This window comes from Novimethylophilus kurashikiensis (genome assembly GCF_003112435.1).
In the GTDB taxonomy this organism is placed as follows: Bacteria; Pseudomonadota; Gammaproteobacteria; order Burkholderiales; family Methylophilaceae; genus Novimethylophilus; species Novimethylophilus kurashikiensis.
In genome coordinates, this window is sequence record NZ_BDOQ01000002.1 from 265,480 (window position 1) to 290,461 (window position 24,982).

At 56.7% G+C, this 24,982-nt stretch carries 26 protein-coding genes and 1 tRNA gene; 15 read left to right on the forward strand and 12 right to left on the reverse strand.

Annotated features, from left to right (window positions below):
• Window position 1: 1 nt before the first annotated feature.
• The 4 genes from zwf to NMK_RS02510 are packed head-to-tail and all read left to right on the forward strand — an operon-like array spanning window position 2 to window position 3,220.
• Complete coding sequence (gene zwf, locus NMK_RS02495; RefSeq protein ID WP_109014178.1) at window positions 2-1,483, forward strand: glucose-6-phosphate dehydrogenase; 1,482 nt, start codon at window positions 2-4, stop codon at window positions 1,481-1,483.
• A gap of 12 nt (window positions 1,484-1,495) precedes the next feature.
• Window positions 1,496-1,879: a fluoride efflux transporter CrcB gene (gene crcB / locus NMK_RS02500; RefSeq protein ID WP_109014179.1), complete on the forward strand. Its 384-nt coding sequence runs from the start codon at window positions 1,496-1,498 to the stop codon at window positions 1,877-1,879.
• 5 nt (window positions 1,880-1,884) lie between these two features.
• Entirely contained in the window at window positions 1,885-2,196 is a 312-nt protein-coding gene (locus NMK_RS02505) for a DUF190 domain-containing protein (protein ID WP_109014180.1), read from the forward strand.
• Between the two features lie 19 nt (window positions 2,197-2,215).
• Window positions 2,216-3,220 carry a serine/threonine protein kinase gene (locus tag NMK_RS02510; RefSeq protein ID WP_109014181.1) on the forward strand — a complete coding sequence of 335 codons (1,005 nt, stop codon included), beginning with the start codon at window positions 2,216-2,218 and terminating at the stop codon, window positions 3,218-3,220.
• A 3-nt stretch (window positions 3,221-3,223) separates the two neighbouring features.
• Here NMK_RS02510 and NMK_RS02515 read toward each other — a convergent pair whose 3' ends face one another.
• On the reverse strand, window positions 3,224-3,976 hold the full coding sequence (locus NMK_RS02515; RefSeq protein ID WP_109014182.1) for an SPOR domain-containing protein: 753 nt from the start codon (window positions 3,974-3,976) through the stop codon (window positions 3,224-3,226).
• Window positions 3,977-4,192: 216 nt separating this feature from the next.
• Between NMK_RS02515 and rpsF the strand changes: the two genes are divergently transcribed.
• From rpsF to rplI, 4 genes are read left to right on the forward strand one after another with little or no spacing between them, the layout of a single operon-like run.
• Entirely contained in the window at window positions 4,193-4,576 is a 384-nt protein-coding gene (gene rpsF / locus NMK_RS02520) for a 30S ribosomal protein S6 (RefSeq protein WP_109014183.1), read from the forward strand.
• Entirely contained in the window at window positions 4,577-4,873 is a 297-nt protein-coding gene (gene priB / locus NMK_RS02525; protein ID WP_109014184.1) for a primosomal replication protein N, read from the forward strand.
• Between the two features lie 22 nt (window positions 4,874-4,895).
• Window positions 4,896-5,123: a 30S ribosomal protein S18 gene (gene rpsR, locus NMK_RS02530; protein ID WP_109014185.1), complete on the forward strand. Its 228-nt coding sequence runs from the start codon at window positions 4,896-4,898 to the stop codon at window positions 5,121-5,123.
• A gap of 12 nt (window positions 5,124-5,135) precedes the next feature.
• Window positions 5,136-5,582, forward strand: a complete 447-nt coding sequence (gene rplI, locus NMK_RS02535) for a 50S ribosomal protein L9 (RefSeq protein WP_109014186.1) — start codon at window positions 5,136-5,138, stop codon at window positions 5,580-5,582.
• 56 nt (window positions 5,583-5,638) lie between these two features.
• Here the strand turns inward: rplI and NMK_RS02540 are convergent, their stop codons facing one another.
• Complete coding sequence (locus tag NMK_RS02540) at window positions 5,639-7,396, reverse strand: GGDEF domain-containing protein (RefSeq protein ID WP_109014187.1); 1,758 nt, start codon at window positions 7,394-7,396, stop codon at window positions 5,639-5,641.
• 97 nt (window positions 7,397-7,493) lie between these two features.
• Between NMK_RS02540 and dnaB the strand changes: the two genes are divergently transcribed.
• The 3 genes from dnaB to radA are packed head-to-tail and all read left to right on the forward strand — an operon-like array spanning window position 7,494 to window position 11,315.
• Window positions 7,494-8,870 (forward strand): replicative DNA helicase, encoded by a 1,377-nt coding sequence (gene dnaB / locus NMK_RS02545; RefSeq protein ID WP_109014188.1) that lies wholly within the window; start codon window positions 7,494-7,496, stop codon window positions 8,868-8,870.
• Window positions 8,870-9,937, forward strand: coding sequence for an alanine racemase (alr, locus tag NMK_RS02550; protein WP_109014189.1), 1,068 nt, complete (start codon window positions 8,870-8,872; stop codon window positions 9,935-9,937). Before dnaB ends, alr begins: the two co-directional genes overlap by 1 nt.
• A 13-nt stretch (window positions 9,938-9,950) precedes the next feature.
• Window positions 9,951-11,315, forward strand: coding sequence for a DNA repair protein RadA (gene radA, locus NMK_RS02555; RefSeq protein ID WP_109014190.1), 1,365 nt, complete (start codon window positions 9,951-9,953; stop codon window positions 11,313-11,315).
• On the opposite strand, the gene NMK_RS02560 is transcribed toward radA, so the two are convergent.
• From NMK_RS02560 to hpnC, 7 genes are read right to left on the reverse strand one after another with little or no spacing between them, the layout of a single operon-like run.
• Window positions 11,312-11,854, reverse strand: coding sequence for a hypothetical protein (locus tag NMK_RS02560; protein WP_109014191.1), 543 nt, complete (start codon window positions 11,852-11,854; stop codon window positions 11,312-11,314). The two genes, radA and NMK_RS02560, sit on opposite strands and share 4 nt — an antisense overlap.
• Window positions 11,855-11,858: 4 nt before the next feature.
• Window positions 11,859-12,602 carry a YciK family oxidoreductase gene (locus NMK_RS02565; RefSeq protein WP_227871328.1) on the reverse strand — a complete coding sequence of 248 codons (744 nt, stop codon included), beginning with the start codon at window positions 12,600-12,602 and terminating at the stop codon, window positions 11,859-11,861.
• Window positions 12,599-13,891, reverse strand: coding sequence for a hydroxysqualene dehydroxylase HpnE (hpnE, locus tag NMK_RS02570; RefSeq protein ID WP_109014193.1), 1,293 nt, complete (start codon window positions 13,889-13,891; stop codon window positions 12,599-12,601). The genes NMK_RS02565 and hpnE overlap by 4 nt, the downstream gene beginning before the upstream one ends.
• A complete protein-coding gene (locus NMK_RS02575) occupies window positions 13,891-14,532 on the reverse strand; it encodes an FMN-binding negative transcriptional regulator (protein WP_109014194.1) in 642 nt (213 codons plus the stop codon). Before NMK_RS02575 ends, hpnE begins: the two co-directional genes overlap by 1 nt.
• 3 nt (window positions 14,533-14,535) lie before the next feature.
• Complete coding sequence (locus NMK_RS02580) at window positions 14,536-15,537, reverse strand: Na+/H+ antiporter NhaA (protein WP_227871329.1); 1,002 nt, start codon at window positions 15,535-15,537, stop codon at window positions 14,536-14,538.
• The gene (gene hpnD, locus NMK_RS02585; protein WP_109014196.1) at window positions 15,453-16,289 is read right to left on the reverse strand and encodes a presqualene diphosphate synthase HpnD; all 837 of its coding nucleotides are present in this window, start codon (window positions 16,287-16,289) and stop codon (window positions 15,453-15,455) included. The genes NMK_RS02580 and hpnD overlap by 85 nt, the downstream gene beginning before the upstream one ends.
• Before the next feature lie 3 nt (window positions 16,290-16,292).
• The gene (hpnC, locus tag NMK_RS02590) at window positions 16,293-17,147 is read right to left on the reverse strand and encodes a squalene synthase HpnC (protein ID WP_109014197.1); all 855 of its coding nucleotides are present in this window, start codon (window positions 17,145-17,147) and stop codon (window positions 16,293-16,295) included.
• Window positions 17,148-17,224: 77 nt separating this feature from the next.
• On the opposite strand from hpnC, the gene NMK_RS02595 reads away from it, so the two are divergent.
• The 3 genes from NMK_RS02595 (at window position 17,225) to NMK_RS02605 (ending at window position 18,645) form a co-directional block, all read left to right on the forward strand.
• Window positions 17,225-17,974: an S-methyl-5'-thioinosine phosphorylase gene (locus NMK_RS02595; RefSeq protein WP_109014198.1), complete on the forward strand. Its 750-nt coding sequence runs from the start codon at window positions 17,225-17,227 to the stop codon at window positions 17,972-17,974.
• The gene (gene def / locus NMK_RS02600; RefSeq protein WP_109014199.1) at window positions 17,964-18,497 is read left to right on the forward strand and encodes a peptide deformylase; all 534 of its coding nucleotides are present in this window, start codon (window positions 17,964-17,966) and stop codon (window positions 18,495-18,497) included. The genes NMK_RS02595 and def overlap by 11 nt, the downstream gene beginning before the upstream one ends.
• A 58-nt stretch (window positions 18,498-18,555) precedes the next feature.
• Window positions 18,556-18,645, forward strand: a tRNA-Ser gene (locus NMK_RS02605).
• 200 nt (window positions 18,646-18,845) lie between these two features.
• On the opposite strand, the gene NMK_RS02610 is transcribed toward NMK_RS02605, so the two are convergent.
• The 3 genes from NMK_RS02610 to NMK_RS02620 are packed head-to-tail and all read right to left on the reverse strand — an operon-like array spanning window position 18,846 to window position 23,923.
• The gene (locus tag NMK_RS02610; RefSeq protein ID WP_109014200.1) at window positions 18,846-20,171 is read right to left on the reverse strand and encodes a helix-turn-helix domain-containing protein; all 1,326 of its coding nucleotides are present in this window, start codon (window positions 20,169-20,171) and stop codon (window positions 18,846-18,848) included.
• Window positions 20,168-21,202 (reverse strand): AAA family ATPase, encoded by a 1,035-nt coding sequence (locus NMK_RS02615; RefSeq protein WP_109014201.1) that lies wholly within the window; start codon window positions 21,200-21,202, stop codon window positions 20,168-20,170. The genes NMK_RS02610 and NMK_RS02615 overlap by 4 nt, the downstream gene beginning before the upstream one ends.
• A gap of 12 nt (window positions 21,203-21,214) precedes the next feature.
• Window positions 21,215-23,923, reverse strand: a complete 2,709-nt coding sequence (locus NMK_RS02620; protein ID WP_227871330.1) for a TnsB C-terminal domain-containing protein — start codon at window positions 23,921-23,923, stop codon at window positions 21,215-21,217.
• Between the two features lie 128 nt (window positions 23,924-24,051).
• Between NMK_RS02620 and NMK_RS02625 the strand changes: the two genes are divergently transcribed.
• Window positions 24,052-24,315, forward strand: a complete 264-nt coding sequence (locus NMK_RS02625; protein WP_181376145.1) for a DUF6471 domain-containing protein — start codon at window positions 24,052-24,054, stop codon at window positions 24,313-24,315.
• The last annotated feature ends 667 nt before the right edge of the window (window positions 24,316-24,982 follow it).

Consider the following 24,982-nt stretch of genomic DNA (forward strand, 5'->3'; position numbering starts at 1 on the left):
CATGAGCAACGAAACGATTCCGGGCCCGTGCCATTTCGTCATTTTCGGCGCGACCGGCAACCTGGCAACCATCAAGCTGTTGCCTTCTCTCTACAATCTGGAAGTGGCAGGGCGTATTCCCGGCGACATGAGCATTCTCGCGCTCGGCCGCCAGGAATATACCCAGGAAGCCTGGCTGGAGCACCTCGACAAGGTGCTGCACGACAAGTTCGGCGACAAGGTCGATCCTGTCATTGCCGCCAAGTTCGCCAAGCGCTTCTCCTATCTTTCCGGCGACCTCCGCGAGGCTCAGTTCTACCAGCACCTTAAGGATCGTCTGGCCGAGAAGAAGGACGCAACCTGCAGCAACATCGTGTTCTATCTTTCGATCATCCCGAAAGACTTCAACACGGTCATCAATTACCTGGACGAATTCGGTTTTTCCAAACCGCGCGGCCTGCATCGCATCGTGGTCGAAAAGCCCTTCGGCACCGACCTCGAAACCGCGATGGAACTCAATCGTTCGCTGCACTCGCACTTCGACGAAGAGCAGATTTACCGTATCGACCACTATCTGGGCAAGGAAACCGTGCAGAACTTGCTCGTGTTCCGTTTTGCCAACACGCTGATCGAGCCGTTGTGGAACCGCAACTTCATCAATCACGTGCAGATCACTGTGGCTGAAGATCTCGGTATCGGCACCCGCGCCGACTATTATGATAAATCCGGCGGCGCAATGCGCGACATGCTGCAGAACCACTTGATGCAGCTGTTGACCGTCGTGGCGATGGAACCGCCTGCTTCGATGGAAGCCGACGCGGTACGCGACGAAAAGGTCAAGGTGCTGAAGTCACTGCGCATCATTCCCGAGGACAAGGTTGCCGACAACGTGGTGCGCGCCCAATACACCGAAGGCACCTCCAAGGGCCAGCCGGTGCAAGGCTACATGCAGGAACAAGGCGTGGCCGAGGATTCGAGCACTGAAACCTTCGTCGCCGCCAAGTTCTACATCGACAACTGGCGCTGGCGCGGCGTGCCGTTCTACCTGCGCACCGGCAAGCGCTTGAGCAAGACTCAATCCACCATCGCGATTCGCTTCCGTCATCCGCCCCAGCATTTGTTCCACGAGGGCGACCTGGAAGAGATCGAACCGAATTGGATCTACCTGGCGCTGCAGCCGACCGAGGACATGCACATGGAAATGCACGTGCGTGCACCGGGTCTCGGTATGCAAACCCGCATGGTGTCGCTCAACGCATCCTATCGCCAAGCAGACGAGAAGCCGTTGGAAGCCTACCAGGCATTGCTGCTCGACGTGATCCGCGGCGACAAGACCTTGTTCATCCGCTTCGATGAAGTGGAATGGGCATGGCGCGTGGTCGATTCGATCCAGAAGGCCTGGATCAAGGACAAGTCCGATCTCAAGACTTATCCCGCTGGTTCGTGGGGCCCGGACACCGACAAGCTGTTCGATTGCCACGACCAGGAATGGCGCAACGACTAATCGTTCGCTGACATGGGATTCAGCAGCTTTGCCGCTGTCGGCATGGGGGCCGCTGCCGGTGCATGGATGCGCTGGTGGCTGGGCCTACTGCTGAATTCCTTCATTCCCACCTTGCCACTCGGCACGCTGGCAGCCAATCTCATCGGCGGTTACGTCATGGGGCTGGCGCTCGGTGTGTTTTCTCACTACACCAGTCTTCCCGCCGAAGCCCGTTTGTTCGTCACCACGGGTTTCCTCGGCGGGCTGACCACGTTTTCCACCTTTTCCGCCGAAGCTGTTACATTGCTGATGCGCCAGCAGTTGTCCTGGGCCGCGGCACATATTGCATTGCACGTGATCGGATCGCTGCTTATGACCATGCTGGGCATATTCACAATAAACCTGATCAAAGGATAAGAAGAATGCAAGGTGTTTATTTGAAGCTGTACATGTCACAGAACGCGCGGCATCGCGATAAGCTGGCCTATGAGTGGGTGCTCGAAAAGGCGCACAAGCTTGGCATCAAGGGCGGTTCCGTTTTTCGCGCCATCGCTGGCTTCGGCCGTCATGGGCGCATTCACGAAGAGCACTTTTTCGAATTGGCGGACGATCTGCCGGTTTCGGTAGAGTTTGCCACCGGCTCCGATGAGGCCCATCGATTGCTTGACATGATTGCTGCCGAGCGCATCAACGTCTTTTACGTCCTCCATCAAGCCGAATACGGGTCGTTCTAAACGACTTGGCTCAACTTCCGTGAGCGCTGAATCTCAACATCCTTTTGCGGCGCTCACGCCAGATTTCATTCTGGATGCGCTAGACAGTATCAACCTGCGTAGCGATGGCCGCCTGCTGGCGCTCAACAGTTACGAAAATCGCGTTTATCAGGTTGGTATGGAGGAGGGCTCGCCCCTGGTCGCCAAGTTCTACCGCCCGGAGCGCTGGAGTGATGCTGCCATCCTGGAAGAACATGCCTTCGTCGCCGAGCTGGATGCGCAGGAAATTCCGGTTGTTCCCGCCATTGTGGATGCTGCTGGTATTGGATTGCATCACTATCAAGGTTTTCGTTTTTCAGTATTTCCGCGCCGCGGTGGGCGCGCCCCGGAATTGGATAATCCCGATACGCTGGAATGGCTGGGCCGATTTATTGGACGCATTCATGCCGTCGGCGCTCATACTAGTTATCAAGCTCGTCCGGTATTGGATGTGGAGAGTTTCGGTGTCGAGCCCAGCCAGTATCTGATAAGTGGAGGATGGATTCCTCCGGAGTTGCAGGCGGTTTATGAGGGCGTTGTTGCGCAGGCACTGGATGGCGTTCGTCGGTGTTTCGATCGAGCAGGTGATTTCGATGTGCTGCGTTTGCACGGAGATTGCCATGTCGGCAATGTGCTCTGGCTAGACGGCGAGGGTGAGCGGGGGCCGCATTTCGTGGACTTCGACGATAGCCGGATGGGGCCTGCCGTGCAGGATTTGTGGATGCTACTTTCGGGCGACCGCAGCGAGATGACGCGGCAACTTTCCGATGTGCTGGCCGGCTACGAGGATTTCATGGAATTCGATACGCGCGAGCTGCATTTGGTCGAAGCCTTGCGCACCTTGCGGCTTATTCATTATTCCGCGTGGCTGGCGCGGCGCTGGAGCGATCCTGCCTTTCCGGCCGCTTTTCCCTGGTTCAATACCCAGCGCTATTGGCAGGACCGCATCCTGGAGCTGCGCGAGCAGATCGCGCTCATGGACGAGGCGCCGATTCAGCGCTGGTAACGCTTATTTCCCCGGAACGATCACAGCCCCCATCCCCAATGCCTTGAGCTTGACCTGCGCCGCATCAGCCTCTGCCTTGCTGGCAAACGGGCCGATCTGGAGCTTGGTTTCGGTATGTGAGGGAATGCCGTGCTCCGCCAGCTTTGCCTGCAATTGTTTGGCGTTATCCATGTCGGTAAATACGCCTACCTGCACTTCGTAGGATTTGGGCTCGGCCTTGGTCGGTTTGGCGGCTACCGGCACTGGTTTTTCTGGTGTTGCAGAGGCTTGCTTGGCAGGTGCCGGTTCCGCTTGTGGCTGTGCGGGTTTTGCTGGAGCCGGTTTTTCCGCTTTTTCTTCTGCCAACGCCTTGGGTGAAACCGCCGTGACGGAGCGTGGTGTCACCGGTGCGGCGGTATGGCTAGGCTCCGGAGGCAGTTTGCTCACGACCGGGGCGGGCGGTGGCGGAGGCGGTGGTTCAGCCGGAGTTTCTGCCGTGGGTGCCGCAGGCGTTTCCGGTGTTGCTGCAGGCGGTGGCGGCGGTTCTTGTTGTTCGCTGCTGATTTGTGCCGGTCCCTGGGGTGCTGGACTGGCAACACTCTCCTGTTTTTCACTGGGAACGGGCGATTCAGCCGGTTCGGTATGGGTTTTGTTGTTGCGGCTCAATAGGGTCAAACCGCCGAGGGCGATGGCGAGCAGAACGACGGCCACGCCAATGCGGGTTTTTGCGCGGCGCGCTGCTAGATCGGCGTCTTCAACGATAGGGGGAGAAGCCATGAAATGTCCCTGTTTTTATAGGCGATGTTGCGGGGCATCTTAAACTATTTTCGCAAGTGCTTGGAAGTGCAAAACAATTTGCCCGGATAAGGATTTTTGCGTATAATCCGCGCCTCTCGGTTTTGGCCGGGAGTGGGTGGCGGTATGCGCCCGTTTTTATAACCTTGCCTCACCGTTTTCGCATAACGGGAGGCTACGATCCATAAGGAGCATTTAATGCGACATTACGAAATCGTATTCATCGTCCATCCGGACCAAAGCGAGCAAGTGCCCGCGATGATCGAGCGTTATCGCAATCAGATCACCGCTTCCGGCGGCCAGATCCACCGTCTGGAAGACTGGGGCCGCCGTCAACTGGCTTACCCGATCCAGAAAATCCACAAAGCGCACTACCTGCTCATGAACATCGAGTGCAACCAGGAAACCCTGGACGAACTCGAACATGGTTTCAAGTTCAACGACGCTGTGCTGCGCCATCTGACCATCGTCATGAAGGAAGCGGTAACTACGCCTTCCGTGATGATGAAGGAAGAAAAGGCCAAGACCATCATCGGTACGAAGCCTGAAGCACCGGCAGAAGAAGCTGCAGCTGCAGCCTAAGTGAGCTGCAACCGGCTGGAGCTTTCCGGCGAAGTGGTGGCGCTAGAAGTCTTGCGTCACACCCCCGCGGGAATTCCGGTGTTGTCGTTAACCATCAGGCATGCTTCGATCCAGATCGAGGCGGGCATGAAACGGCAAGCCGAATGTGAAGTTCCTGCGATGGCCATGGGCGAGCTGACCAAGAAAGCGCAAACGCTGAATCTGGGCGACAAAGTCAAAGTCGCCGGCTTCCTGGTCAGAAAAAGCCTCAAGAACGACCGGCTGGTACTGCATCTCAACGAACTCGAAACTGAATAGTATTTAACGAAAGGCAATTACCATGTCACGCGATATGTTCAAGCGCAAGCGTTACTGCCGCTTCTCTGCCGAAGGCACTGTGGAAGTGGATTACAAGGATGTTGACGTGCTGAAGGACTTCATCACCGAAAACGGCAAGATCATTCCGGCTCGCATTACCGGTACCAAGGCACGCTATCAGCGTCAACTTTCCACCGCGGTCAAGCGCGCCCGTTTCCTGGCGCTGTTGCCCTATACCGACAAGCACTAAGAGGAGCGCAACATGCAAGTTATTCTTCTGGAAAAAGTTGTTAACCTCGGTCAGCTGGGCGACATCGTCAAGGTCAAGGATGGCTACGGCCGTAACTTCCTGATCCCGCAAGGCAAGGCCAAGCGTGCGACCGAAGCCAACAAGGCTGAATTCGCTGCTCGCCGTGCCGAGCTGGAAAAGAAGCAAGCCGAAATCCTGGCAAGCGCACAAGCTCGCAGCGAAAAGCTGGCTGGCTTCACGCTGCAACTGACTCAAAAGGCTGGAGTTGACGGTCGCCTGTTCGGCTCCGTCACCAACGGCGACATCGCTGATGCACTGAAGGCTCAAGGTCACGAAGTGGCCAAGGCCGAAGTTCGCATGCCGAACGGTCATATCAAGACCATCGGTGACCATCCGGTCAGTGTGGCCCTGCATCACGACGTGGTGGTCGACATCACCGTCTCCGTGCAAGGCGAATAATTCATCTCCCTTCGGGGAATGGTGAAAAAGGGCTGCTTCGGCAGCCCTTTTGCTTTTCAGGGCCCGCTTTCTGCCTGGGCGACGCGATTGCGGCCTGTCATCTTTGCATCGTAGAGTGCCTTGTCGGCACGGCTCATCAAGATATCGATACCCGTATCCGAAGGGGTATAGGCAGCGATGCCGATGGACGCGGTAAAGCGGATAGCGCCGTTTTCTGCCGTCGGCACGTCTTTTCTGGCGATGGCAATGCGCAACCGCTCAACAATTTCATGCGCCTCCTGCATGTCGGTTTCCGGAAACAGGATGGCGAACTCCTCGCCGCCGATACGGCCGATCACGTCTACGTTACGCAGCATTTGGTGGCATAGTGCGGCCAGCGTTTTCAGCACAATATCCCCCACCTGATGGCCGTAAGTGTCGTTGATGTTCTTGAAATGATCGAGATCCAGCATGGCCACGGCTAAATCGCCGCCATAACGCCGTACATGGGCGAGTTCGTGCTCGGCGAGTTCGAGGAAATGCCGTCGATTCGCGAGCCCGGTCAAATAATCCGTGTGCGCCTGCCGCTCCAGGTCGAATTCCAGTTGCTTGCGTTCGGTGATGTCCTGCACCTGCTTGATGATCTGATAGGGCTTGCCGCTCTCGTTGCGCAGTAGAGACGCAGTAAGCTGCACCCATACGATGGTGCCATCCTTGTGCAGGTAACGTTTTTCGATTTCGTAGGCATCGATCTCGCCATCCTTGAGGCGCTGAACGATGGCTTGATAGCTCTGGTTATCGTCCGGATGCGTGATATCGGAGGTCGTCAGCGACATCAATTCTTCCCACGTATAGCCGGAAATCCGGCAAAACGCCTGGTTGACCTGCTTGAAGTGGTTGTCCAGTGCGACCAGCGCCATGCCGATGGGCGCGTTTTCCAACACATTGCGGAAAAGCTGTTCGCTCTTGCGGAGTTCCTGTTCGGACTGGCGACGTTGCGTGATATCGGTTACCTGTGCGAAAAAGCCGCGCACTTGCCCGCCTGAAATATCCGGTTGATAGGTGATTTGAGCGTAATGGGAAATCCCGCGCATGTCGGTGAATTCGCGTTCGAATAGCTGCGGCTCGCCGCGTAGCACGGCTTCGATGTGGGATAGATTGGCCTGGTAGCGCTCTTCCCCGATCACCTCGCGGAAGTGACGTCCCAGCATCTGCTCCGGCGTAAACCCGAACCACTCCTCGTATCCGCTGTTGGCGAATTCGTTGCGCAGTTCGCGGTTCCAGTAGGAAATCCGTGCCGGGACACTGTCCAGCATGGTGCGCAAGCGATATTCGTTTTCGCGCAAGGCATGTTCGTGTTGCTTGCGCTCGGTGATGTCCTGTATCTGGATGATCAGATGCAGCGGCGTGCCTTGATCGCTGACCAGGAGCGAGATGGTTTGCAGCACCCACACCGTGCGTCCATCCTTGGTCAGGTAGCGGCTTTCCAACTGGCAGGCATCGGTGAAACGCTTGATAAGACGGTCGATATTGAACAGGTTGAGTGCGAGGTCGTCCGGGTGGCATATATCCTCCAGGCTGGCCGATTCGAGTTCTTCCTTGAGGTAATCGAGGATGGCGGAGAACTGATGGTTGACCTCGATGATACGGCCGCCCAGTGTCACGCTCGCCATGCCGATGGAGGCATACTCCAGGATGCTGTAGAAACGCTTCTCAAAGCTGCGCTGCCAGAGTTCCATCTGGTTGCGAACGCTGGCATTTTCCCGGCCCATGGCGCGTGCGCGGCCCAGCAAGAAGCCGGTCAAAAGGGCGATTGCACTGATGAGTATCAACATATCATCAAGTAAGAGCCTGAGTCTGAAAGGTTGGACTGCGAATCGTCGTTCCGCTCATTTTTTCCTGAGGGCTTGCCCTCACGTTTATAATGCGCGGATGGCTGACGACACCCTAGAATTTCTCAAACTTCCGCCCCATTCCGTAGAAGCCGAGCAGTCCGTTCTGGGCGGCCTGCTGCTCGAAAACGACGCATGGGACCGCATTGCGGACCTTGTGGGCACGGAAGATTTCTACCGCCACGACCACAGGCTCATCTACGAGCATATTTCGCGCCTGATCGAACGTGCGCGGCCTGCCGATATTGTCACGGTGGCCGAGTCGCTCGAAGGCACCGGCCAGCTCGGCAGCGTGGGCGGGATTGCCTACCTCGGTGCACTGGCCCAGAACATCCCCAGTTCCGCCAATATCCGCCGCTACGCCGAAATCGTGCGGGAGCGTGCGGTCATGCGGCGCCTGGTCGAAGTCGGCTCCAGTATTTCAGAAAGTGCGTTCAATCCTCAAGGCAAGGACGCCAGTGCCTTGCTGGACGAAGCTGAAGCCAAGATTTTCGAGATCAAAGAGCACGGTGCCCGCGCTGCCCAAGGTTTCATCGACATCAAGTCCGTACTGCCGCTCGTCGTCGAGCAACTCGACAAGCTGTCCAACCTCGACGATCCAAGCGGTATTACCGGCGTACCGACCGGTTATACCGACCTCGACGGCATGACTTCCGGCATGCACGGGGGCGAACTTATCATTATTGCGGGTCGTCCCGCTATGGGTAAGACCGCATTTGCGCTCAATATTGCCGAGCATGTGGCATTGGTGGCCGATATGTCCGTCGCCGTATTCAGCCTGGAAATGCCGAGCACGCAGCTAGCCATGCGTCTGATCGGCTCCGTCGGCAAGATCGACCAGCAGAAAATGCGTACCGGCAAGCTTGAAGACGACGATTGGGAACGTCTTACCTACGCGCTGGGCAAGCTCAACGATGCCTCTATCCACATCGACGAAACCGGCGGTATCAACTACATGGAATTGCGGGCGCGTGCTCGCCGACTCAAGCGTCAATGCGAAACCATCGAGGGCAAGAAACTCGGCCTCATCGTCATCGACTATTTGCAGCTCATGACCTCGGTGCGGCCGACCGAAAACCGCGCCAATGAAGTGTCGGAAATCTCGCGCTCCTTGAAGTCTCTGGCCAAGGAGCTGGACGTACCTATTATCGCCTTGTCGCAGGTGAACCGTAAGATCGAAGACCGGACCGACAAACGCCCGGTGATGTCCGACTTGCGCGAATCCGGCGCTATCGAGCAGGACGCCGACGTGATCCTGTTTCTCTACCGGGACGAGGTCTACAACAAGGATACCCAGTTCAAAGGTTCGGCCGAAGTCATCATCGCCAAGCAGCGTAGCGGCCCGACCGGCACCGTGCGACTTACCTTCAAGGGCGAGAACACTCGCTTCGAAAACTACGTGTCCGAGCAATACTGATGCCCCGCCCCATCCGCGCTGTGATCCACACGGCCGCCTTGCAGCACAACCTCGCGCTAGCCAAATCGCTGGCCCCGCAATCCAGCATCCTCGCCGTCATCAAGGCGGATGGTTACGGTCACGGCATGTTGCGCGTGGCGGAAGCCCTGAAAGATGCGGAAGGTTTTGCCGTGCTGCGAGCGGAAGAGGGGGTAGCACTACGCGAGGCCGGGTTCCAGCAAACGATTTTGCTGCTGGAAGGCGCGTTCGATGCAGACGATATCGTTGTCGCCGCGCAGCATCGGCTTGCCCTGGTCGTACACAACGAAGACCAGATTCGTCTTCTTGAACAAGCGCAACTGCCGCAGCCGATAGCCGTTTTCATCAAGATCAACACCGGCATGAATCGTCTTGGGTTCCTGCCGACCCGTTTCTGGGCTGCATACGACCGCCTCAAAACGTGTCGTAATGTCCGCAACATGGCCTTGATGACGCATTTTGCTACTGCCGATGAAGCCGTCGGCATTGCCGAACAGCTCGACCGCTTCAATTCTCTCACTGAAGAAATCAACCTACCTAAATCCGTCGCCAATTCCGCAGCGTTGATTCGTTATCCGGAAGTCCGCCTGCATTGGGTGCGTCCCGGCATCATGATCTACGGTTCCAGTCCTTTCGCCGACCAAAGTGCTCAGGAAATCGGCCTGAAACCGGCTATGAGCTTGACCAGCCGCATTATCGCAACTCAAGACATGAGCCCAGGTAGTACAGTCGGCTACGGACGCCTGTTCAGGGCCGAACTACCGGTGAGGGTTGGCGTTGTCGCCTGCGGTTATGCAGACGGCTATCCACGCCATGCCCCGACGGGCACGCCGATTTGGGTGGCGGGTAAACGCACTCGCACCTTGGGCAGGGTCTCGATGGACATGCTGTACGTCGACCTCACGGGTATTCCAGAAGCCGATGTCGGCAGCCCGGTCGAACTCTGGGGTGAGCACGTTTCCGTCGATGAGGTGGCAATGTCTTCGGGTACGGTGGGCTATGAGCTGCTATGCGCCTTGGCGCCGCGCGTGCCCAAGGAACAGGATTAGCGGAGCAGGATTGATGGCCAAACAAAAAACCGTTTACACCTGTACCGAATGCGGCGGCCAGAGCCCTAAATGGCAGGGCCAGTGTCCGCACTGCATGGCTTGGAACACCATGGTCGAAACCATCGCCGAATCGGCACCGGCCACGACCAATCGCTATGCGGCGCTGGCCAAAACCAGCAGCGTGCAGAGCCTGGCCGATGTGGAAGCGGCGGAAGTGCCGCGCCAGCCCACCGGGATTGCGGAATTCGATCGTGTACTCGGCGGCGGCTTGGTGCGGGGCGGCGTAGTGCTGATCGGCGGCGATCCGGGCATCGGAAAATCGACCTTGCTGCTGCAAACGCTTTGTCATCTTGGCCATCAGCATAAGGTGCTCTATGTGAGCGGCGAAGAATCGGCGCAGCAGATTGCGCTGCGAGCCAAGCGGCTGAGCCTGGACGCCAGCCCTGTGCAACTCCTGGCCGAGATCAGCCTGGAGAAAATCAGCGCTGCGCTGGAATCGCACAAGCCCGAAATCGCCGTTATCGATTCTATCCAAACCCTCTATTCCGAAGCGCTGCAATCCGCACCGGGTTCGGTCGCGCAAGTACGAGAATGCGCTGCGCAGCTGACTCGACTCGCCAAGCAAAGCGGCGTGACCGTCATCCTCGTCGGTCACGTGACCAAGGAAGGCACGCTGGCCGGACCGCGCGTACTCGAACACATCGTCGATACCGTGCTGTATTTCGAGGGGGATTCCAACTCCAGCTTCCGCCTCATCCGCGCCTTCAAGAATCGTTTCGGCGCAGTGAACGAACTAGGCGTGTTCGCCATGACGGAAAAAGGCCTGCGCGAAGTCAGCAATCCCTCGGCCTTGTTCCTGTCTCATCACAGCGAGCAAGTGGCGGGCTCGTGCGTCATGGTGACCCAGGAAGGCACACGTCCACTGTTGGTGGAAGTGCAGGCGTTGGTTGACGAGGCGCATGCACCCAATCCCAAGCGCTTATCCGTCGGTCTCGAACAGAACCGCCTCGCCATGCTGCTCGCTGTGCTGCATCGTCATGCCGGTGTGGCTTGTTTCGACCAGGATGTGTTCGTCAATGCGGTAGGTGGCGTCAAGATTACGGAGCCCGCTGCCGACTTGGCCGTGCTCATGGCGATTGTCTCCAGTCTCAAGAACCGTCCCTTGCCAGAAAAACTTGTCGTGTTCGGCGAGATTGGTTTGGCCGGGGAAGTGCGTCCTGTCCAGCGCGGGCAGGAACGTCTCAAGGAGGCCGCTAAGCTGGGATTCACCAAGGCCATCGTGCCCAAAGCTAATCAACCCAAGCAGGCGATCCCTGGCCTAGAAGTCATTGCTGTGGAGCGGGTAGAGCAGGCGATGAATGCGCTACGAAACGGTTAGTTCTGCGGTTTAATGGCCGTTGGGTGTACGGTGATCGAATAGATGTGGTTTGGTCTTAGGACGGTAAACACATCGTTCCAGGCGCCTTGCTTATCACCATTAAGCGTGATTGGAATGGAGCTCCATTTTCCGCCATTATTGGCACCGGTAGCAGAGTAGGGAATGGGCTGTTTGGTGCTTACGCATAGCACTTCCTGCCAGACATCGAGTTTGTTCTTGCCCACTGCGGCCCGCATCCTCCCGCGAGTTTCTTCGATTTCACGGTATAGCGGCTTATTCTTGATGGACTGCAAGTAAGCAGAGAGGTTGTCGCTTCCCGGAATTCTGGCGTAGCAGGCTGAACCGGCTACGTGTACGTTGTTGGCGGAGAATCCCGGTACTGCCTTATTGCGGCCTTCCCGATAATCGAAGATTAACGAGGTCAATGCCCCATCTTTGTAGAAAGCCTCCACGGAGAACTGATCTGCAGCCAGAACTGATGGCGAGTTGAGCGCCAGGGTCAGCGCCGATAGCACTGCAGACAGACTAAGCTTTTGCATCGAGTTATGGCTTGAGTGCTTCGAAAATCTCACCGTTCACTCCAGCGCTGTCCTGCCCCATCAAGTAAAGGTACAACGGCATGATGGCATCGATTTCCGGTCGATTTTCTGCCAATTCACCCGGGTGGGATTTTTTGCGTTGCGGCGTTTGGATGGCTCCGGGGATAACCGTGTTCATCCGCAGATTCGGCAGCAGGCCAATTTCTTCCGACCAGATTTTCGCCATGGTTTCGGCAGCGCTCTTCGAAATGGCGTGTGCACCCCAGAAAGCAGCGGGATGATGCGCGGCCGTGGTGGATGTGAATACGACCGATGCGTCCGGCGAACGCTTCAGTAGCGGGAAACAGGCCTTGGTCAGCAGGAAGGGCGCGATCAGGTTCACGCGCAGCATGCCGTTGAATTGCTCGGCGTTCTGGATTTCGAGCGGGCTCAGGTTATCGAATCGGGCTGCGTTGTGCAGGATGCCGTCGAGTCGACCGAGCTGGGCATAGATGGCCTCGGCCAGTGCTGTGAATTCGGCCTGGTTGGCTTTCGCCAGATCCACCGGGAAAATCGCCGGCTGAGGATGTCCGGCGGCTTCGATCTCGTCGTAGACCTCTTCCAGCTTGCTTTGCTTGCGTCCTAGCAGGATGACGGTGGCACCCTGGGCGGCAAAGGCTTTTGCCGCCGTCGCACCAATCCCTTGACCGGCACCGGTGATGAGAATGACGCGGTCCTTGAGATGCTGGGCGGGAGCTTGGTAGTTCATGAGTCGGCTTGCGAAATTAATAGAGTCGCGCATTGTACCCCGCTGCGGACGGCACCTTCCAGCGTGGCGGGATAATCACCCGTGGTGTAGTCGCCGGCAATCAGTATTCTTGGGTGTGGCGTGATGTGGTTAGGGCGTTGCATGTCAGCCACGCAAGCGAAAGTGGCGCGTTTTTCAATGATGACCTGATGCCACTCCGGGGGCGATAGCGGCCCCAGCAGGGTTTGCAACTCTGCGTGCACTGCATCGGCGAGCGCCTCCTGCGGCAATTGCAGGTGCGGCCCTTCGGCGCTGATGACCACGGCCAGTAAACCTGCTTGTTTGCACAATTCTCCCCGGTCGAAAACCCATTGCCCGAATCCGCCCGTCATGCCCAGCATGGGGAAGGGCAGGGCGACTTGTTGCGGATACTGCAGGTAGACGGTGGCAATGGGCTGGTAATCGAGCCGAGCGACTTGGTCGAGCAGCGGCGTCATTTCCGGCAGGGAGGCCAGCAGACGCGGCAGGTTGTGCGGCGAGACGGCGCAAATGACATGGCTGAAGGGTTCGCCATCCACTTCGACCTTGCTATGGTTCGCAACGATAGTCGAAACGGTGGCGGCAATGCGAACCTCGCCGCCTCTCGCCCGGATGTCATCTGCCGCGGCGAGGGGGAACAAGGAGGAAAGATCCACGCGGGGCAGCAACAGGTCGCTATCAGCACGGGCACGGCCGAAGCTGTTGTGCAGCACGTTAAGAAAGACCTGCGCCGACGCCGTGCCGATGGGGGTGTTAAGTGCGGCGAGGCACAAGGGTTCCCACAATAGCTTCACCAGGCGTTCCGGCTGGCTTGCGAGCAGATCGGCAACGCTGGTTTGCGGCCGGGGGGCACGAAAACCGGCCTTGCGCAGACCGATCACAAAACGTAGTGCCGCCCAGCGTTCAGCCCAGCTCAAGCCTGCGGCGCGCAGCAAGCCTGCTGCCAGATGCAGCGGCGCAGGCAGGCGCGGCGTCGATAGCAACAGGTGCCCCGGCGTTTCCAACCGCAACGGAAGACGCTGCAAGACGCGGTGCTCATCCACGCCGACCTTACGCAGCAGTTGCAAGGTCTGGCGATAGGCACCCAGCAGGATATGCTGACCGTTGTCGAGCTGCAAACCGTTGCGACTGAAACCCCGCGCGCGCCCTCCAAGGTTGGGCGCCGCTTCGAATACCGTGACCGAAACCCCGGCATGCGCGAGTTCGACCGCTGCGGCAAGACCGGACCATCCTCCGCCGATGACGGCAACTTTAAGCGGCGCTGCCCCCATCAGCCTTCGCGCTCGCTTGCCGCCATCCAAGCCGCGATGGCGAGGCCGTCGGGCTGACTCGCAGACTTAAGCCCGGCAATGACGCCTTGCTGGTTCTGCCGGGGCTGGTTCTGGCTGATTTTCCATTTGCCTTCGAGAGTCTCGACCGCGATCTCGATGCCGACGATCGCTGTCATCATGCGATCGATGTATTCGGGCGGGGCATCTCCCGTCTTCCATGCCGGCGTGAAGGCCGCTTCATGCTGGGCAGTAAGCGTATCGAGCTGGGCGCGTATCCACACGGGATCATCGATGAAACGAAGCTTGCCGCGGGCATGAACGACGATGTAGTTCCAGGTGGGAACAACTTTGCCGTGCTCTTGTTTGGTGGGATACCAATTGGGTGAAACATAGCTATCCGGGCCGTGAAAAATAGCCAGTGCGTCGATTTTCTCATTGGCCCCGGCATAAATGGGATTTGCCTTGGCGATATGCCCCTGCAGGCTGCCGTTTAGGGAAGCCTGGGGCTCGAAATGCAGCGGAATGTGATTGGCATCCATGCGTCCGCCATTCAGTGTCACCAAGGTAGCAAGCGCTCTGTCCGCCATCAAGGCATGCATGGCCGCTATGCCCGGCGCCTGAAAATGATGCGGAATATACATCGCTTAACCCGGTTTGCGTTCGGCTGCCAGCCATAGCCAAGCGAACCCGGTGACACCTGCCAGCACGGAGGCGGCCAGGATGCCGGTTTTTGCCATCAGCAGCATTTCCGGCTCGTGGCCGAAGCCGAGTTCGGCGATGAAGATGGCCATGGTGAAGCCGATGCCGCCCAATAGTGAAACGCCTATGATCTGTTTGAAATGGGTGCCGGCAGGGAGTTGGGCGATGCCGAGTTTCAATGCCGCCCAGCTTGCGCCGCTGATGCCGATGAACTTGCCCAGCACCAGCCCGGCCATCACGCCCTGCGTTACGGGGTGCCGCAATACCGCTCCAAGTTGATCGATCTCTAAAGGAATGCCTGCGTTGCACAGGGCGAACACCGGCACGATGAGAAAGGCGACAGGCAGGTGCCATGCGTGCTCCATGCGCTGCAACGGCGTGCCCACCCGTCGAGCGTCCTGTTCCATGCTATGTACGATGGTGCGCAGCTCGTCGTTGGTCATGATGTTCGAATCGGCACGATGGCTATGGTCGAAGCGTTCCAGAAAATGGCTGATGCGCCGGCTGAACAGCGGCGCGTCGTATTTGGGACGGGCGGGGATGGTGAAGGCTGCGAGCACACCGGCCAATGTGGCATGTACGCCCGATTGCAGCAGCGCATACCAGAGCAGGGTGGCGACGATGAAATACGGCATCACCTTGCGGATGCCGCCGAGATGGAGCAGATGCGCATAGACCTCGGCCCAGGGGCTGTTGGCGGCCAACAGTGCCAAAATCGCAGCCGCCATGAGCAGTAGTCCGCCCGTGGTCCGGCGGTGAATGAAGTCTTCCAGCGGCGAGAGCACCTTGTTGAAGGTGTCTTCCAACGGGGCTGCGTACATGCCTTCGGATTTGCGGGACTCCACCATGACGCGTTTCTCCGCTAACCGGCGATCCAGGTTTTCCAGGCCAGCCACAGCTTGCGTAGCGGTGTCAGGCTGATGCGCTGGTTGAGCACTTTTTCGCAATCGCCGTCGGCGATTTCGTCCAGCACGGTGCGATAAATCGCAGCCATCATGAGGCCGGGGCGCTGGGCACGGCGGTCAACGGCCGGCAGCTCGGCAAATGCCTTATCGTAGAACTCCTGGGCACGGGCGATCTGAAACTGCAACAGTTTGCGCACGTTTTCGGTTTCGTGTCCGTGCAGGATGTCGATTTCCGAAACACTGAACTGCTGCAATTCATCCGTCGGCAGGTAGATGCGGCCGCGACGGGCATCTTCGCCCACGTCGCGGATGATGTTGGTCAACTGGAACGCCATGCCAAGATCGTGGGCATATTTCAGCGTCTTGCGGTCGGTATAGCCGAAAATGGCAGCGGAGAGCAGGCCCACGACGCTGGCGACGCGGTAGCAATAAAGCTGCAGTTCCTTGAAATCGGCATAACGGTTCTGGTCGAGGTCCATTTCCATGCCGTCGATGATCTCTAGCAGATGCTCCTCGTCCAGGCCATAGTCTCGCACTGCTGATTCCAGTGCTTGTGTTACGGGGTGCTGAGGATTCCCGGCGTAGAGATTGCCGACTTCCTGCCGCCACCAGGCGAGCTTGGTGCGGGCAAGGTTGATGTCGCTACACTCGTCGGCCACATCGTCCACTTCGCGGCAGAAAGCGTAGAGGGCAGTGATGGCTTCTCTTCTTGGTTTGGGCAGAAACAGGAAGCTGTAGTAGAAGCTGGAGCCGCTAGCGGCTGCCTTGTCCTGGCAATATTGTTGGGGCGTCATGGTTTATTTGGCTCTGACGGCGCGGTAGAGGATATAGGCCCAATCCCATGGGCGCAAAACGGGACGGTGATTAAACATGTCGCCATGACTGCGGTGCAGCTTGCGCAGGATGGTTTCGCCACCGGCGATGATACTGCGCATTTCCAGGCCGATGCGGCCCTTGAGCACCAGGCCGAGCGGCGCACCTGCTTGAAGCAAACGACGGGTGCGCTCGATCTCGAATTGCATCAGCATCCACCAGTTGCCACCCGCGTCGCCGTTGGCGATTTGCTGCTCGGATATGCGGAATTTGCGCAGGTCGTCCTGCGGGATATAGATGCGATCCTTTTTATAGTCGATAGCCACGTCTTGCAGGAAATTGATGATCTGCAAGGACGAGCAAATGGCATCGGAATAGGCCAGGTTGCGCTCATCCGTCTCCTTGTAGAGATGCAGCAAGAGACGACCAATAGGATTGGCCGAGCGTCGGCAATAATCCATAAGTTCGCCCAGGTTCTCGTAGCGTTTCTTCACCACGTCCTGGCTGAATGCATCGAGCAAGTCGTGGAACAGCTGAATAGGCAGGGCATGTTCCCGAATGATGGCTGCAACGGCGATGAATAGCGGTTCTTCAGGCGTTTCGCCCGCGGCGATGCGGTCGAGCTGCTTGCGATAGCCGTCCAGCAAGGCAAGGCGCTGTTCCGGCGGCAGGTCGCCCTCATCGGCAAAATCGTCTGCGTTGCGGGCAAAAGCGTAAATGACGCCGATAGCACGGCGCAGACGCATTGGCAGCAATACCGATGCGACGGGGAAGTTTTCGTAATGGCTATTGGCCAGCTTCAGACTGTCCTGTTCCGCCCTGTGATGAGAGTCGTGCATGGGTGCGGAGTATAGCACCCCGACTTGCCGCCCCAATTGCGCTAGAATTGGGCGCAACAATCGGGAGAACAATCTAAATGTTGGGAATCATCGGCGGCACAGGGCTGACGCAACTGGCCAATCTGGAAATCAACAACCGTATGGTCGTGAGAACCCCATACGGCGAGCCATCCGGCGCCATTACATTCGGCAGTATTAGGGGGCACCAAGTGGCCTTCATGGCACGCCATGGCTACGGCCATACCATTCCGCCGCATCTGGTGAATTACCGTGCCAACATCTGGGCGCTGCGTGAGCAAGGCGTGACGGATATCGTTTCCGTGGCCACAGTCGGCGGCATTCATGCCGACCTGAAGGCGGGGACGATAGCCATTCCAGATCAAATCATCGACTACACCTGGGGACGTCGAAGCACTTATTACGATGAAGTGGGCGAAACGCCTGTGACTCATATCGACTTTACGCAACCGTATTCCGCAGACCTGCGCAAGCTTTGCATGGAAGCCATTACCCAAGCAGGCGAAAGCTATATCGACGGCGGCGTTTATGCCGCCGTGCAAGGGCCGCGGTTGGAGACGGCGGCCGAAATCAACCGGTTGGAACGCGACGGTGCGACCATGGTCGGTATGACAGGCATGCCGGAAGCTGTATTGGCGCGCGAACTGGATGTTAACTATGCAGCGATTGCCGTGGTGGCAAACCAGGCTGCAGGCCGTGGTGAGAGCGAAAGCGGCATTCGTTACCAAGACATTAACGCCGTTCTGGGCGATGCCATGACTCGCGTGCGTTCCATTCTCGAGCATCTGGTGGTGATCCATGGCCGTTAGAACCGTGCTGCGCATGGGTGATCCTGTGTTGCTGCAACAAGCAGTGAAGATCGAGGCGTTCGATACTCCTCAGTTGCATGCCTTGATTCAGGACATGCAAGACACCATGGGCGCGATGGATGGGGCTGGTATCGCGGCACCGCAGATCGGTGAAAGCGTGCAAGTGGTGATTTTCGGCGTCGGCAAAAACCCGCGCTATCCTGACGCGGAGGAAGTCCCGTACACGGTGTTGATCAACCCGGTATTGACCGAGTTTTCGGAAGACATGGAAGACGGTTGGGAAGGGTGCCTTTCCGTACCTGGCATGCGCGGCATCGTGCCCCGGCACATCAAGCTACGCTACCAGGGATTCGATCAATACGGCAATGCTATCGACCGCACCGTGAGCGGCTTTCATGCCCGTGTGGTGCAGCATGAGTGTGATCATCTCTGGGGTATTCTCTATCCCATGAGGATTCGAGATTTCCGCAATTTCGGCTTTGCCGATGTGCTGTTTCCGGGGCAGCAGTTGCCTGATGAATAATGGGCGTCTTGTGTTAGAATCTCGCCCCACGAAACGCTCAATCGAGTGTTTCTTTAACGGAAGCGTGGCCGAGTGGTTTAAGGCAACGGTCTTGAAAACCGTCGTAGGGGCGACTCTACCGTGAGTTCGAATCTCACCGCTTCCGCCAATAATTCAGCTTCACCGGATCTAAATAACTGTGCCGTTAACCATAAAGTGGCCACTTGGTCACGTTATGCTTAATTCCACGATGGGCCACATTTTGCTTTATTCGATTTTTGTGCTTATTCAGTAGGCATTTTTCTCCCATTCTAAACTCCAGGCGTAAAAAAACCGGCCGCTATGGGCCGGTTTAGTATGGTGGAATTTTTAGCTTCGGGCGATTTTTCCTGAGACTTTTAAGTGCAGCTGAACATCCTTAAGTACATTGAGCAGATGGGCAACTGGAGACAGAATCTCAGCAGGAACTCTCGCTACTATTTCTCGCCGCGTCACTGCTTTTCCTTCCGCCAGAATCTCTAGACTGGCTTGCTCCAGATAAGGCTTGGCAGCAGCAACGGCCGCCATTTGGCGCCGTTTGAGATAGCCTTTCCATCGCACCCCGAGTTGACGGGTTGTGCGATTGGCGCGCAGATATAACTGCCGCGCCTCTACATCCAGCCTGCGAGCAGCTTCCAGCACACTAATTGGTGTGGGCAGCTTGAGGAAACCTTGAAGCTGAGCCTCGATGTATTTCCAGTCCAGATGACGCGGTGTTTCCCGTTTTTTTTGTTCAATCTTGGGCAGCATCAGGACCAACTGCCGTTCAGTAACTGGTTTCTGCCAATTGTTGATGTCTCCGATAAGCAGTTGTTGCAGGCTGACGCCGCACTGGGCAGCAATATTCAGGCTTACTTCCAAAGTAGGCGTACCAACATTCCTGAGCCAATGATGAACGGTGCTTTTGCCTGCCCCGATGCGACGAGCAAATGCTGCATACCGGCCATCATCCATCTCCAAGATAAGTTTCTCGATAGCCGCTATCAGTGCTTCCCTGCTTGGGCTGTAAGTAAGTGTGGATTGAGAAGCAAGCAAGTCACCGATTTGACGTGCCCGCCACAAGGTCGCCGGGTTGATAACATCACCATCCTGATGTTGGCTGGCCAGCGAGTGCCCGCAGTGGGTACACCATCCAGGCACAATATAGACGGCTCTATGCCGGATGTTGTCCCGTCCGCAATGAGCACAGTCCTGAACCAGCGGCCGTCTATGTGACGTACAAACCGAAACATCTTTGGACTCCCAGGCAAGTCTGAAGTAGGGGGAGCGGCCATTTTCGATATCATCCGCGAAACACGATGGGCAGAATTGGCCACGCTTGGCGATAGATAACCCATTTTGCGAGATGACATCGCGCCAAGGCAGGAATGTCAGTCCATCAAGCCCCTGAATCGAAGTCAGCTCCGACAGGGCCGCCGCCCAAGTTAACGCTGATTCTCGAATTCCAGAAATCTGGCGCTCATGCCAATCAAAGTCTGCAGCAATGTCGTGCTGGAAGTGCGCAGCGATGGTCCGCGACAAGGTAAGCGTGGATACGCTGTGAGAGGCCGCCAGACGGCAGAAGTAGCTCAGCAGGCTCTCGACGTGAGGAGTCCCTTCGCCATAGGGCTGTAACGCATGCAGTGTTGACCGGGGGTTAGTCATGGGCTGGCTCATGCTACGCTCCGCTTGGCCGTGCTACGAGGGCGGGTCATGGTTCGTGTCAAGCTTGGGTTGATGGCAGCCTCACCTTCCAGGACTTCCTCGAGAATCTGATGGCGTTGCGCCTCGGTCAGCAATGCACGTCGCAGGGCATCCACCGACCAGCTGCCATCCTTATGGGCCAGTTTCGCGGCGCGGGTCAGCACTGCACTCAGTGTGCCGATGCATCCCAGGGTATTCTCATGCAGTGCCTCAGCATGCTGCATCAGCTTGCCACCCCAAAGGTCAGGCAGCTTGTCCTGAAACTTCTGCACGCACATCTTGAAGGCACGCACATCGGTTTCTGTATCCTGGCGGTAGCGCTCGAAATGCAGCACATGAGTGCGACGAGCCAATTGGCCGGACAGCGAGACCAACTGGTAGAGGTCATACGAACCGACCAGCACCATTTGCGTGCCGCACTCGTTGGCAAGAGACTTCAGCGTGTCGAGCTGGATTTCCAGGTCATTGCGGCTGGTCTGACGGATGATATGAGCGGCTTCATCGATGACCAGGAAGCGCGTTTTTCTTGCGCGTAAGGCTCTTTCTACAGCAGTGCGAAGTGCTCCGAGGGTATTTGCGGCTCCGCCACGGGGTTTGACCATACGGCCAGTGACCGTGTCGATGCCGAATTCCGTTTTGGGCATTTCCAGCTCGCCCTCCAACTGATTTAGGAGGCGTTGATAGAACAAACGCCAGGAGAATTTCCTCTCCCCAGACGATGGGGCCTCCACATATACGGCCGGAATCACTCCTGCGTCTTGCTCCATTTGGCTGGCTGCGTCTTGCAGGGCTGTATCGACCATGTGTCTGGCCAAGGTGCTTTTGCCCACACCTGTGGGGCCGCAGACAAGAAGGATGCTATCTTGGCTTTCCGGATATATCAGCGTGTCGAGCTCATTCATTACCTCGGCAATGCGCGAGTGCTTGATGCGTAAGTCATAAAGTTTCTCTGGGCCATCCGGAATTGCCGCTAACGTCGAGGCCGGTTGAGTGCGATGTGTCATGTTGGCGATTCCTTAAAATTCATCAAAATCTGGAAGGTCGAGTTCCTGTGCCTCAGCAGGAGTCTCGAAGTTATCTGCAATAGATGGCCTGGTGTCAGCGTCAATGGCTGAGCTGGGGTTTTCCTCGATAAGGCGAGTTTTCTGTATGGGTGCAACTGGAGTTATCGCTCCTAGCTGCAGGGTGTTGTAAAGTGATTTGTTGGCCTCTTGGCGCTCGAATGCTAGTGCAAGTGCTCCTTCAGGCGTAAATACCTGCTTGAATTCGCGGAGCCGCTGCATGGCTTGCGCATCACGCGCGGCCGTAGCGTTTCGGTTGGAGTATTCCTCTGTCACGGCACGACGTTCTGTCTCAGTCAATTGACCGAGTCCAATCAAATTGCGGCAGACGGCATGAATCCAGCGGTTTTTGAATCGAACATAAACTGAGGATGCATCCCATGGGTCGTACCGGACCGGTAGCTCTTGCCCTGCAATCCTGAGGTCGAGGAACTCCGAGCTCCAATACAGCATGTCATTCACTTTGACGCCTCTCTGTCGATTAACCTTGCGCGTTCCCGTGCGGTCTACCGGTGGGCAGGTAGCAATCAAGAAGTCCTGGTTGAGGATGATTTGTCGTTGAGGACGCGAGCCGCTCTGTTGCAGACCGCGCATAAAGGCTGCACGGGGAGTCATTCCTAAAGCAGGGTGGTTTTCCTGCTCGTAGTACTCCGTGGCCCAGAACTGGATGCCGTAATACATGGCTTCCAATGTCCATTCCGCAAAGTTAACTGGCAAATGCTTACCGGTCGTCATGCGCACATTCTTGGTAGCTTTGGTATTACCTGCCAGATTATGGACATATTCGGTATGTGCGCGACCAAAGACCCGCTCGAGTACGGCTCCATGTCGAGGTTGGCCTGCTGGACGGAAGCGCAAATGCACACCCATGACCTGTAAAAAGGATTCAAAAGCGGTGGACATAAAATCACGTCCGTTATCGACCACAATGCACTCGGGTAGGCGTTGGAATCGCTTGACCATGTCGCGCATGACCATCATTACCGAGTGATACGAAGGCGCGTCGAAGGTAAGGTAAAACGCGACGATACGTCTCGACCAGGCATCGATGGCGAAAGATAGCCAAGGGCGACCTAGTGACTTCCCGGTCGTGTCGGATATCAGTTCGAGGTCGAGCTGCGTGTGGTCAATATGCACATACTGGAAGGGCCGGCTACCATGTGGCGGAGTGTCGGCATATAGCACATCAATAAACGCACTCTTCTGATAGGCCATACGCTTGCCATGCCGCAGTTTCAGGTCACGGTTCGTCTCTTCAGCTTTGATGCGTGCGATAAGGGTGGGATATGAGGGGGCTTTGACTCCTTGTGCGTCGCAGGCGAGGCGCAGCTCTCGATGACAATCGCGATAACTGATGGCCTCATGACTACGCCAATGTTTCTCGATGATGTGGAATATCAAGGCCTCCTGCTGCTCTTCTAGACGAGGGGTTCGATTTCCACGGGCATCGGTATTCGGTACCAAGGCAATGGTCGCATTGCCACCGTTAACCAATGCGGCGTTCTGCTTAGCAATCCAGCGACGCATTGTGCGTGCACTAACCTCTGCTACAGCAGCATCTGATTCCAGGATGATTTGACGGCGTAGGGCGACATCCAACTGTTCTTTGCTGTATCTCGCCACATTCAGTGGAGCCCCGGTCGAACCGTGCACAGAGGAAATCTGCCCCTTGTCCAGGGCTTTCAGTATCCAATCGCGTGACAAGCTGATGGTCTTGCCATCCTGCTGGGAGCAGACGACCTCGTTTTCGCCTAGTAGCGAGATGGTCAGTTCATTGGATTCATAGACAAAACGCGCTCCGACCTCAATGTCGATGACGAAATTGTCCTGCCCAGGGACGTGAGCATCACGGATTTCATTCACCAGAAACTCCCGCAATGTCTCATCACGGAAAATTCTCGAGCGCCCGGGGCGGGTAAGCTGCTCGCGCTCAAGGTCTGCGACCACCAAGTGGTCGGCGATAGCCTTATTAAGTTCGTCTGCTTTGAACGCATAGGGCTCTGCCAGCAACTCAGCGATGTAGATGGCCCCGTGTTCTTTTAGTGCGGCTTTCAACCGTAGCAAGGTGGTTTCAGGGCATGGTTCGGCTGCTGGATGGAAATAATCTGCTAAATATTGAAGGTTTTCTACTTTGCGCCGGGGGATTTCTTCATCGCTGATGATGCGATAGCGGATGCCCAGCTCAGCTAATTTTTCTTCAATCTGTGGGGAGCGCCAATGACCGTCCTCATAGTTGTAGCGGTAGGGATATCGCTCAGCTAAACGGGACAGCTGAGCGTTGCTTTTTACCTCCTCCAAGGTGATGCCATCATCATCAAGTACCAGAAAGTCCGGGGTGTGTTGGATTTTGTGGATTTCGCCCGTCACAAAATCAAGCAGTTCAAGATGAAGCACGCAGGGCTGCACGTAATATTCCAGCACCTGAGAGTCGTATTCTTTGATGACGGCATTCGCAAATTCATAGTGCCGGCTTTCCGTCGGGATTTCCCGTCCCATCTTGCTGCTAGCCAAAAAGGTGATGACGTTGCCGCCATACGACCTGACCTCACGAACGGGTGCTTCCACCCGGGCCCGAAGTATAAGCTCTCGACCTTTCTGCGGCGTCCCAAGGCGGTCGAAAAGAGCCATAAGTTGTGATGTTTCTAGCATCTTCAGCGCTTCCAATAATTGCTCACGCTGTCGTAAAGCTTCGTTATCAGGTATAACGTATGAATCGGTCGTATACGACCGATTTGGCGTTCCGGTATGGCTGCTATGTAGATATTTTTTTGACGAAGAGGGATGGCCCAGGAGTGAGTAAGCCGCAGTCTGAGATTCAAGCCGAGTGGGAGGCAATCGCGTATGAGCTGCTGGTGAAGGAGATGGGGCAACGCCACATCACCTACAAAATGCTTTCTCAGCGTCTTGCATTGATGGGCATCGCTGAGAGCCCAGATAGGCTCAATCGAAAGGTTAATCGCAGGAAATTTTCGACGGCCTTTTTTCTGGCCTGCTGCCAAGCGATGGAAGTCGAGTCGGTGCCGCTCGGAAGTTTCTTGCGGCTGCGTCAGCCGTAGATGCGCGGAGCAGCACCAGCCTGCAGGCTTGAACAGGCGAGCCTGTGGGAGGCGAGATATTTGAAACTTATCCATCCATTCACCATTTCGTACCCTCTCACAAATGGCGAATAGTCACACGGCTCAGGTAAGGAGCCCATTCAGTTACAAGCAGTCGGAAGGTGGAATCACCTCCGCAAAGGGTACCCCCATTGATGAGGCGGTGCAACCCTAAGCTACTGATACCAATGTTTTTTATAGAGGCATCCCTATTTTCTGCTCGATGCCATTAAAAATTTTGGTCGCGTTTTTCCACATTCTCGTTATACAACCCTAGCAGTACCTGATTTTCATCCGAAAATTTCTTGCTGCCGCCCCGCAGGACGCGCGTACAAGGCACCAGCAACGGGGGGATAGGTCGGACTGGGGGATTGCGTGAGACCCGACACACGGCGGCGAAGGCAGCACCGTGACGCGAAAGGCTGTCGGGCGATGCGGCTCCATACCTGCATGCAGGGGAGAGGCGGAGTGAAGGTTCTTCCCTAAAATTGGGAGGGCTAGGCTCAGCCTCACCACCCTGCAGGATGGCTAGCTTGGAAATTTCTTAGTTTGGCTGAGCCCAACCAGGAGGGTGAGACTAGGGCTCAAAGTTAATATGCTAACCGAGATATATTTGGGAGGTTGTTAA

Coding starts and splice junctions, on each gene's coding strand:
- hpnE (WP_109014193.1), bottom strand. CDS start 13,891: ATGGGGGCAGCGCCGCTTAAAGTTGCCGTCATCGGCGGAGGATGGTCC.
- hpnD (WP_109014196.1), bottom strand. CDS start 16,289: ATGACGCCCCAACAATATTGCCAGGACAAGGCAGCCGCTAGCGGCTCC.
- NMK_RS02540 (WP_109014187.1), bottom strand. CDS start 7,396: ATGTTGATACTCATCAGTGCAATCGCCCTTTTGACCGGCTTCTTGCTG.
- crcB (WP_109014179.1), top strand. CDS start 1,496: ATGGGATTCAGCAGCTTTGCCGCTGTCGGCATGGGGGCCGCTGCCGGT.
- NMK_RS02515 (WP_109014182.1), bottom strand. CDS start 3,976: ATGGCTTCTCCCCCTATCGTTGAAGACGCCGATCTAGCAGCGCGCCGC.
- NMK_RS02565 (WP_227871328.1), bottom strand. CDS start 12,602: ATGAACTACCAAGCTCCCGCCCAGCATCTCAAGGACCGCGTCATTCTC.
- hpnC (WP_109014197.1), bottom strand. CDS start 17,147: ATGCACGACTCTCATCACAGGGCGGAACAGGACAGTCTGAAGCTGGCC.
- def (WP_109014199.1), top strand. CDS start 17,964: ATGGCCGTTAGAACCGTGCTGCGCATGGGTGATCCTGTGTTGCTGCAA.
- NMK_RS02610 (WP_109014200.1), bottom strand. CDS start 20,171: ATGAGCCAGCCCATGACTAACCCCCGGTCAACACTGCATGCGTTACAG.
- NMK_RS02595 (WP_109014198.1), top strand. CDS start 17,225: ATGTTGGGAATCATCGGCGGCACAGGGCTGACGCAACTGGCCAATCTG.
- rpsF (WP_109014183.1), top strand. CDS start 4,193: ATGCGACATTACGAAATCGTATTCATCGTCCATCCGGACCAAAGCGAG.
- rpsR (WP_109014185.1), top strand. CDS start 4,896: ATGTCACGCGATATGTTCAAGCGCAAGCGTTACTGCCGCTTCTCTGCC.
- radA (WP_109014190.1), top strand. CDS start 9,951: ATGGCCAAACAAAAAACCGTTTACACCTGTACCGAATGCGGCGGCCAG.
- NMK_RS02560 (WP_109014191.1), bottom strand. CDS start 11,854: ATGCAAAAGCTTAGTCTGTCTGCAGTGCTATCGGCGCTGACCCTGGCG.
- NMK_RS02615 (WP_109014201.1), bottom strand. CDS start 21,202: ATGACACATCGCACTCAACCGGCCTCGACGTTAGCGGCAATTCCGGAT.
- rplI (WP_109014186.1), top strand. CDS start 5,136: ATGCAAGTTATTCTTCTGGAAAAAGTTGTTAACCTCGGTCAGCTGGGC.
- alr (WP_109014189.1), top strand. CDS start 8,870: ATGCCCCGCCCCATCCGCGCTGTGATCCACACGGCCGCCTTGCAGCAC.
- dnaB (WP_109014188.1), top strand. CDS start 7,494: ATGGCTGACGACACCCTAGAATTTCTCAAACTTCCGCCCCATTCCGTA.
- NMK_RS02575 (WP_109014194.1), bottom strand. CDS start 14,532: ATGTATATTCCGCATCATTTTCAGGCGCCGGGCATAGCGGCCATGCAT.
- zwf (WP_109014178.1), top strand. CDS start 2: ATGAGCAACGAAACGATTCCGGGCCCGTGCCATTTCGTCATTTTCGGC.
- NMK_RS02505 (WP_109014180.1), top strand. CDS start 1,885: ATGCAAGGTGTTTATTTGAAGCTGTACATGTCACAGAACGCGCGGCAT.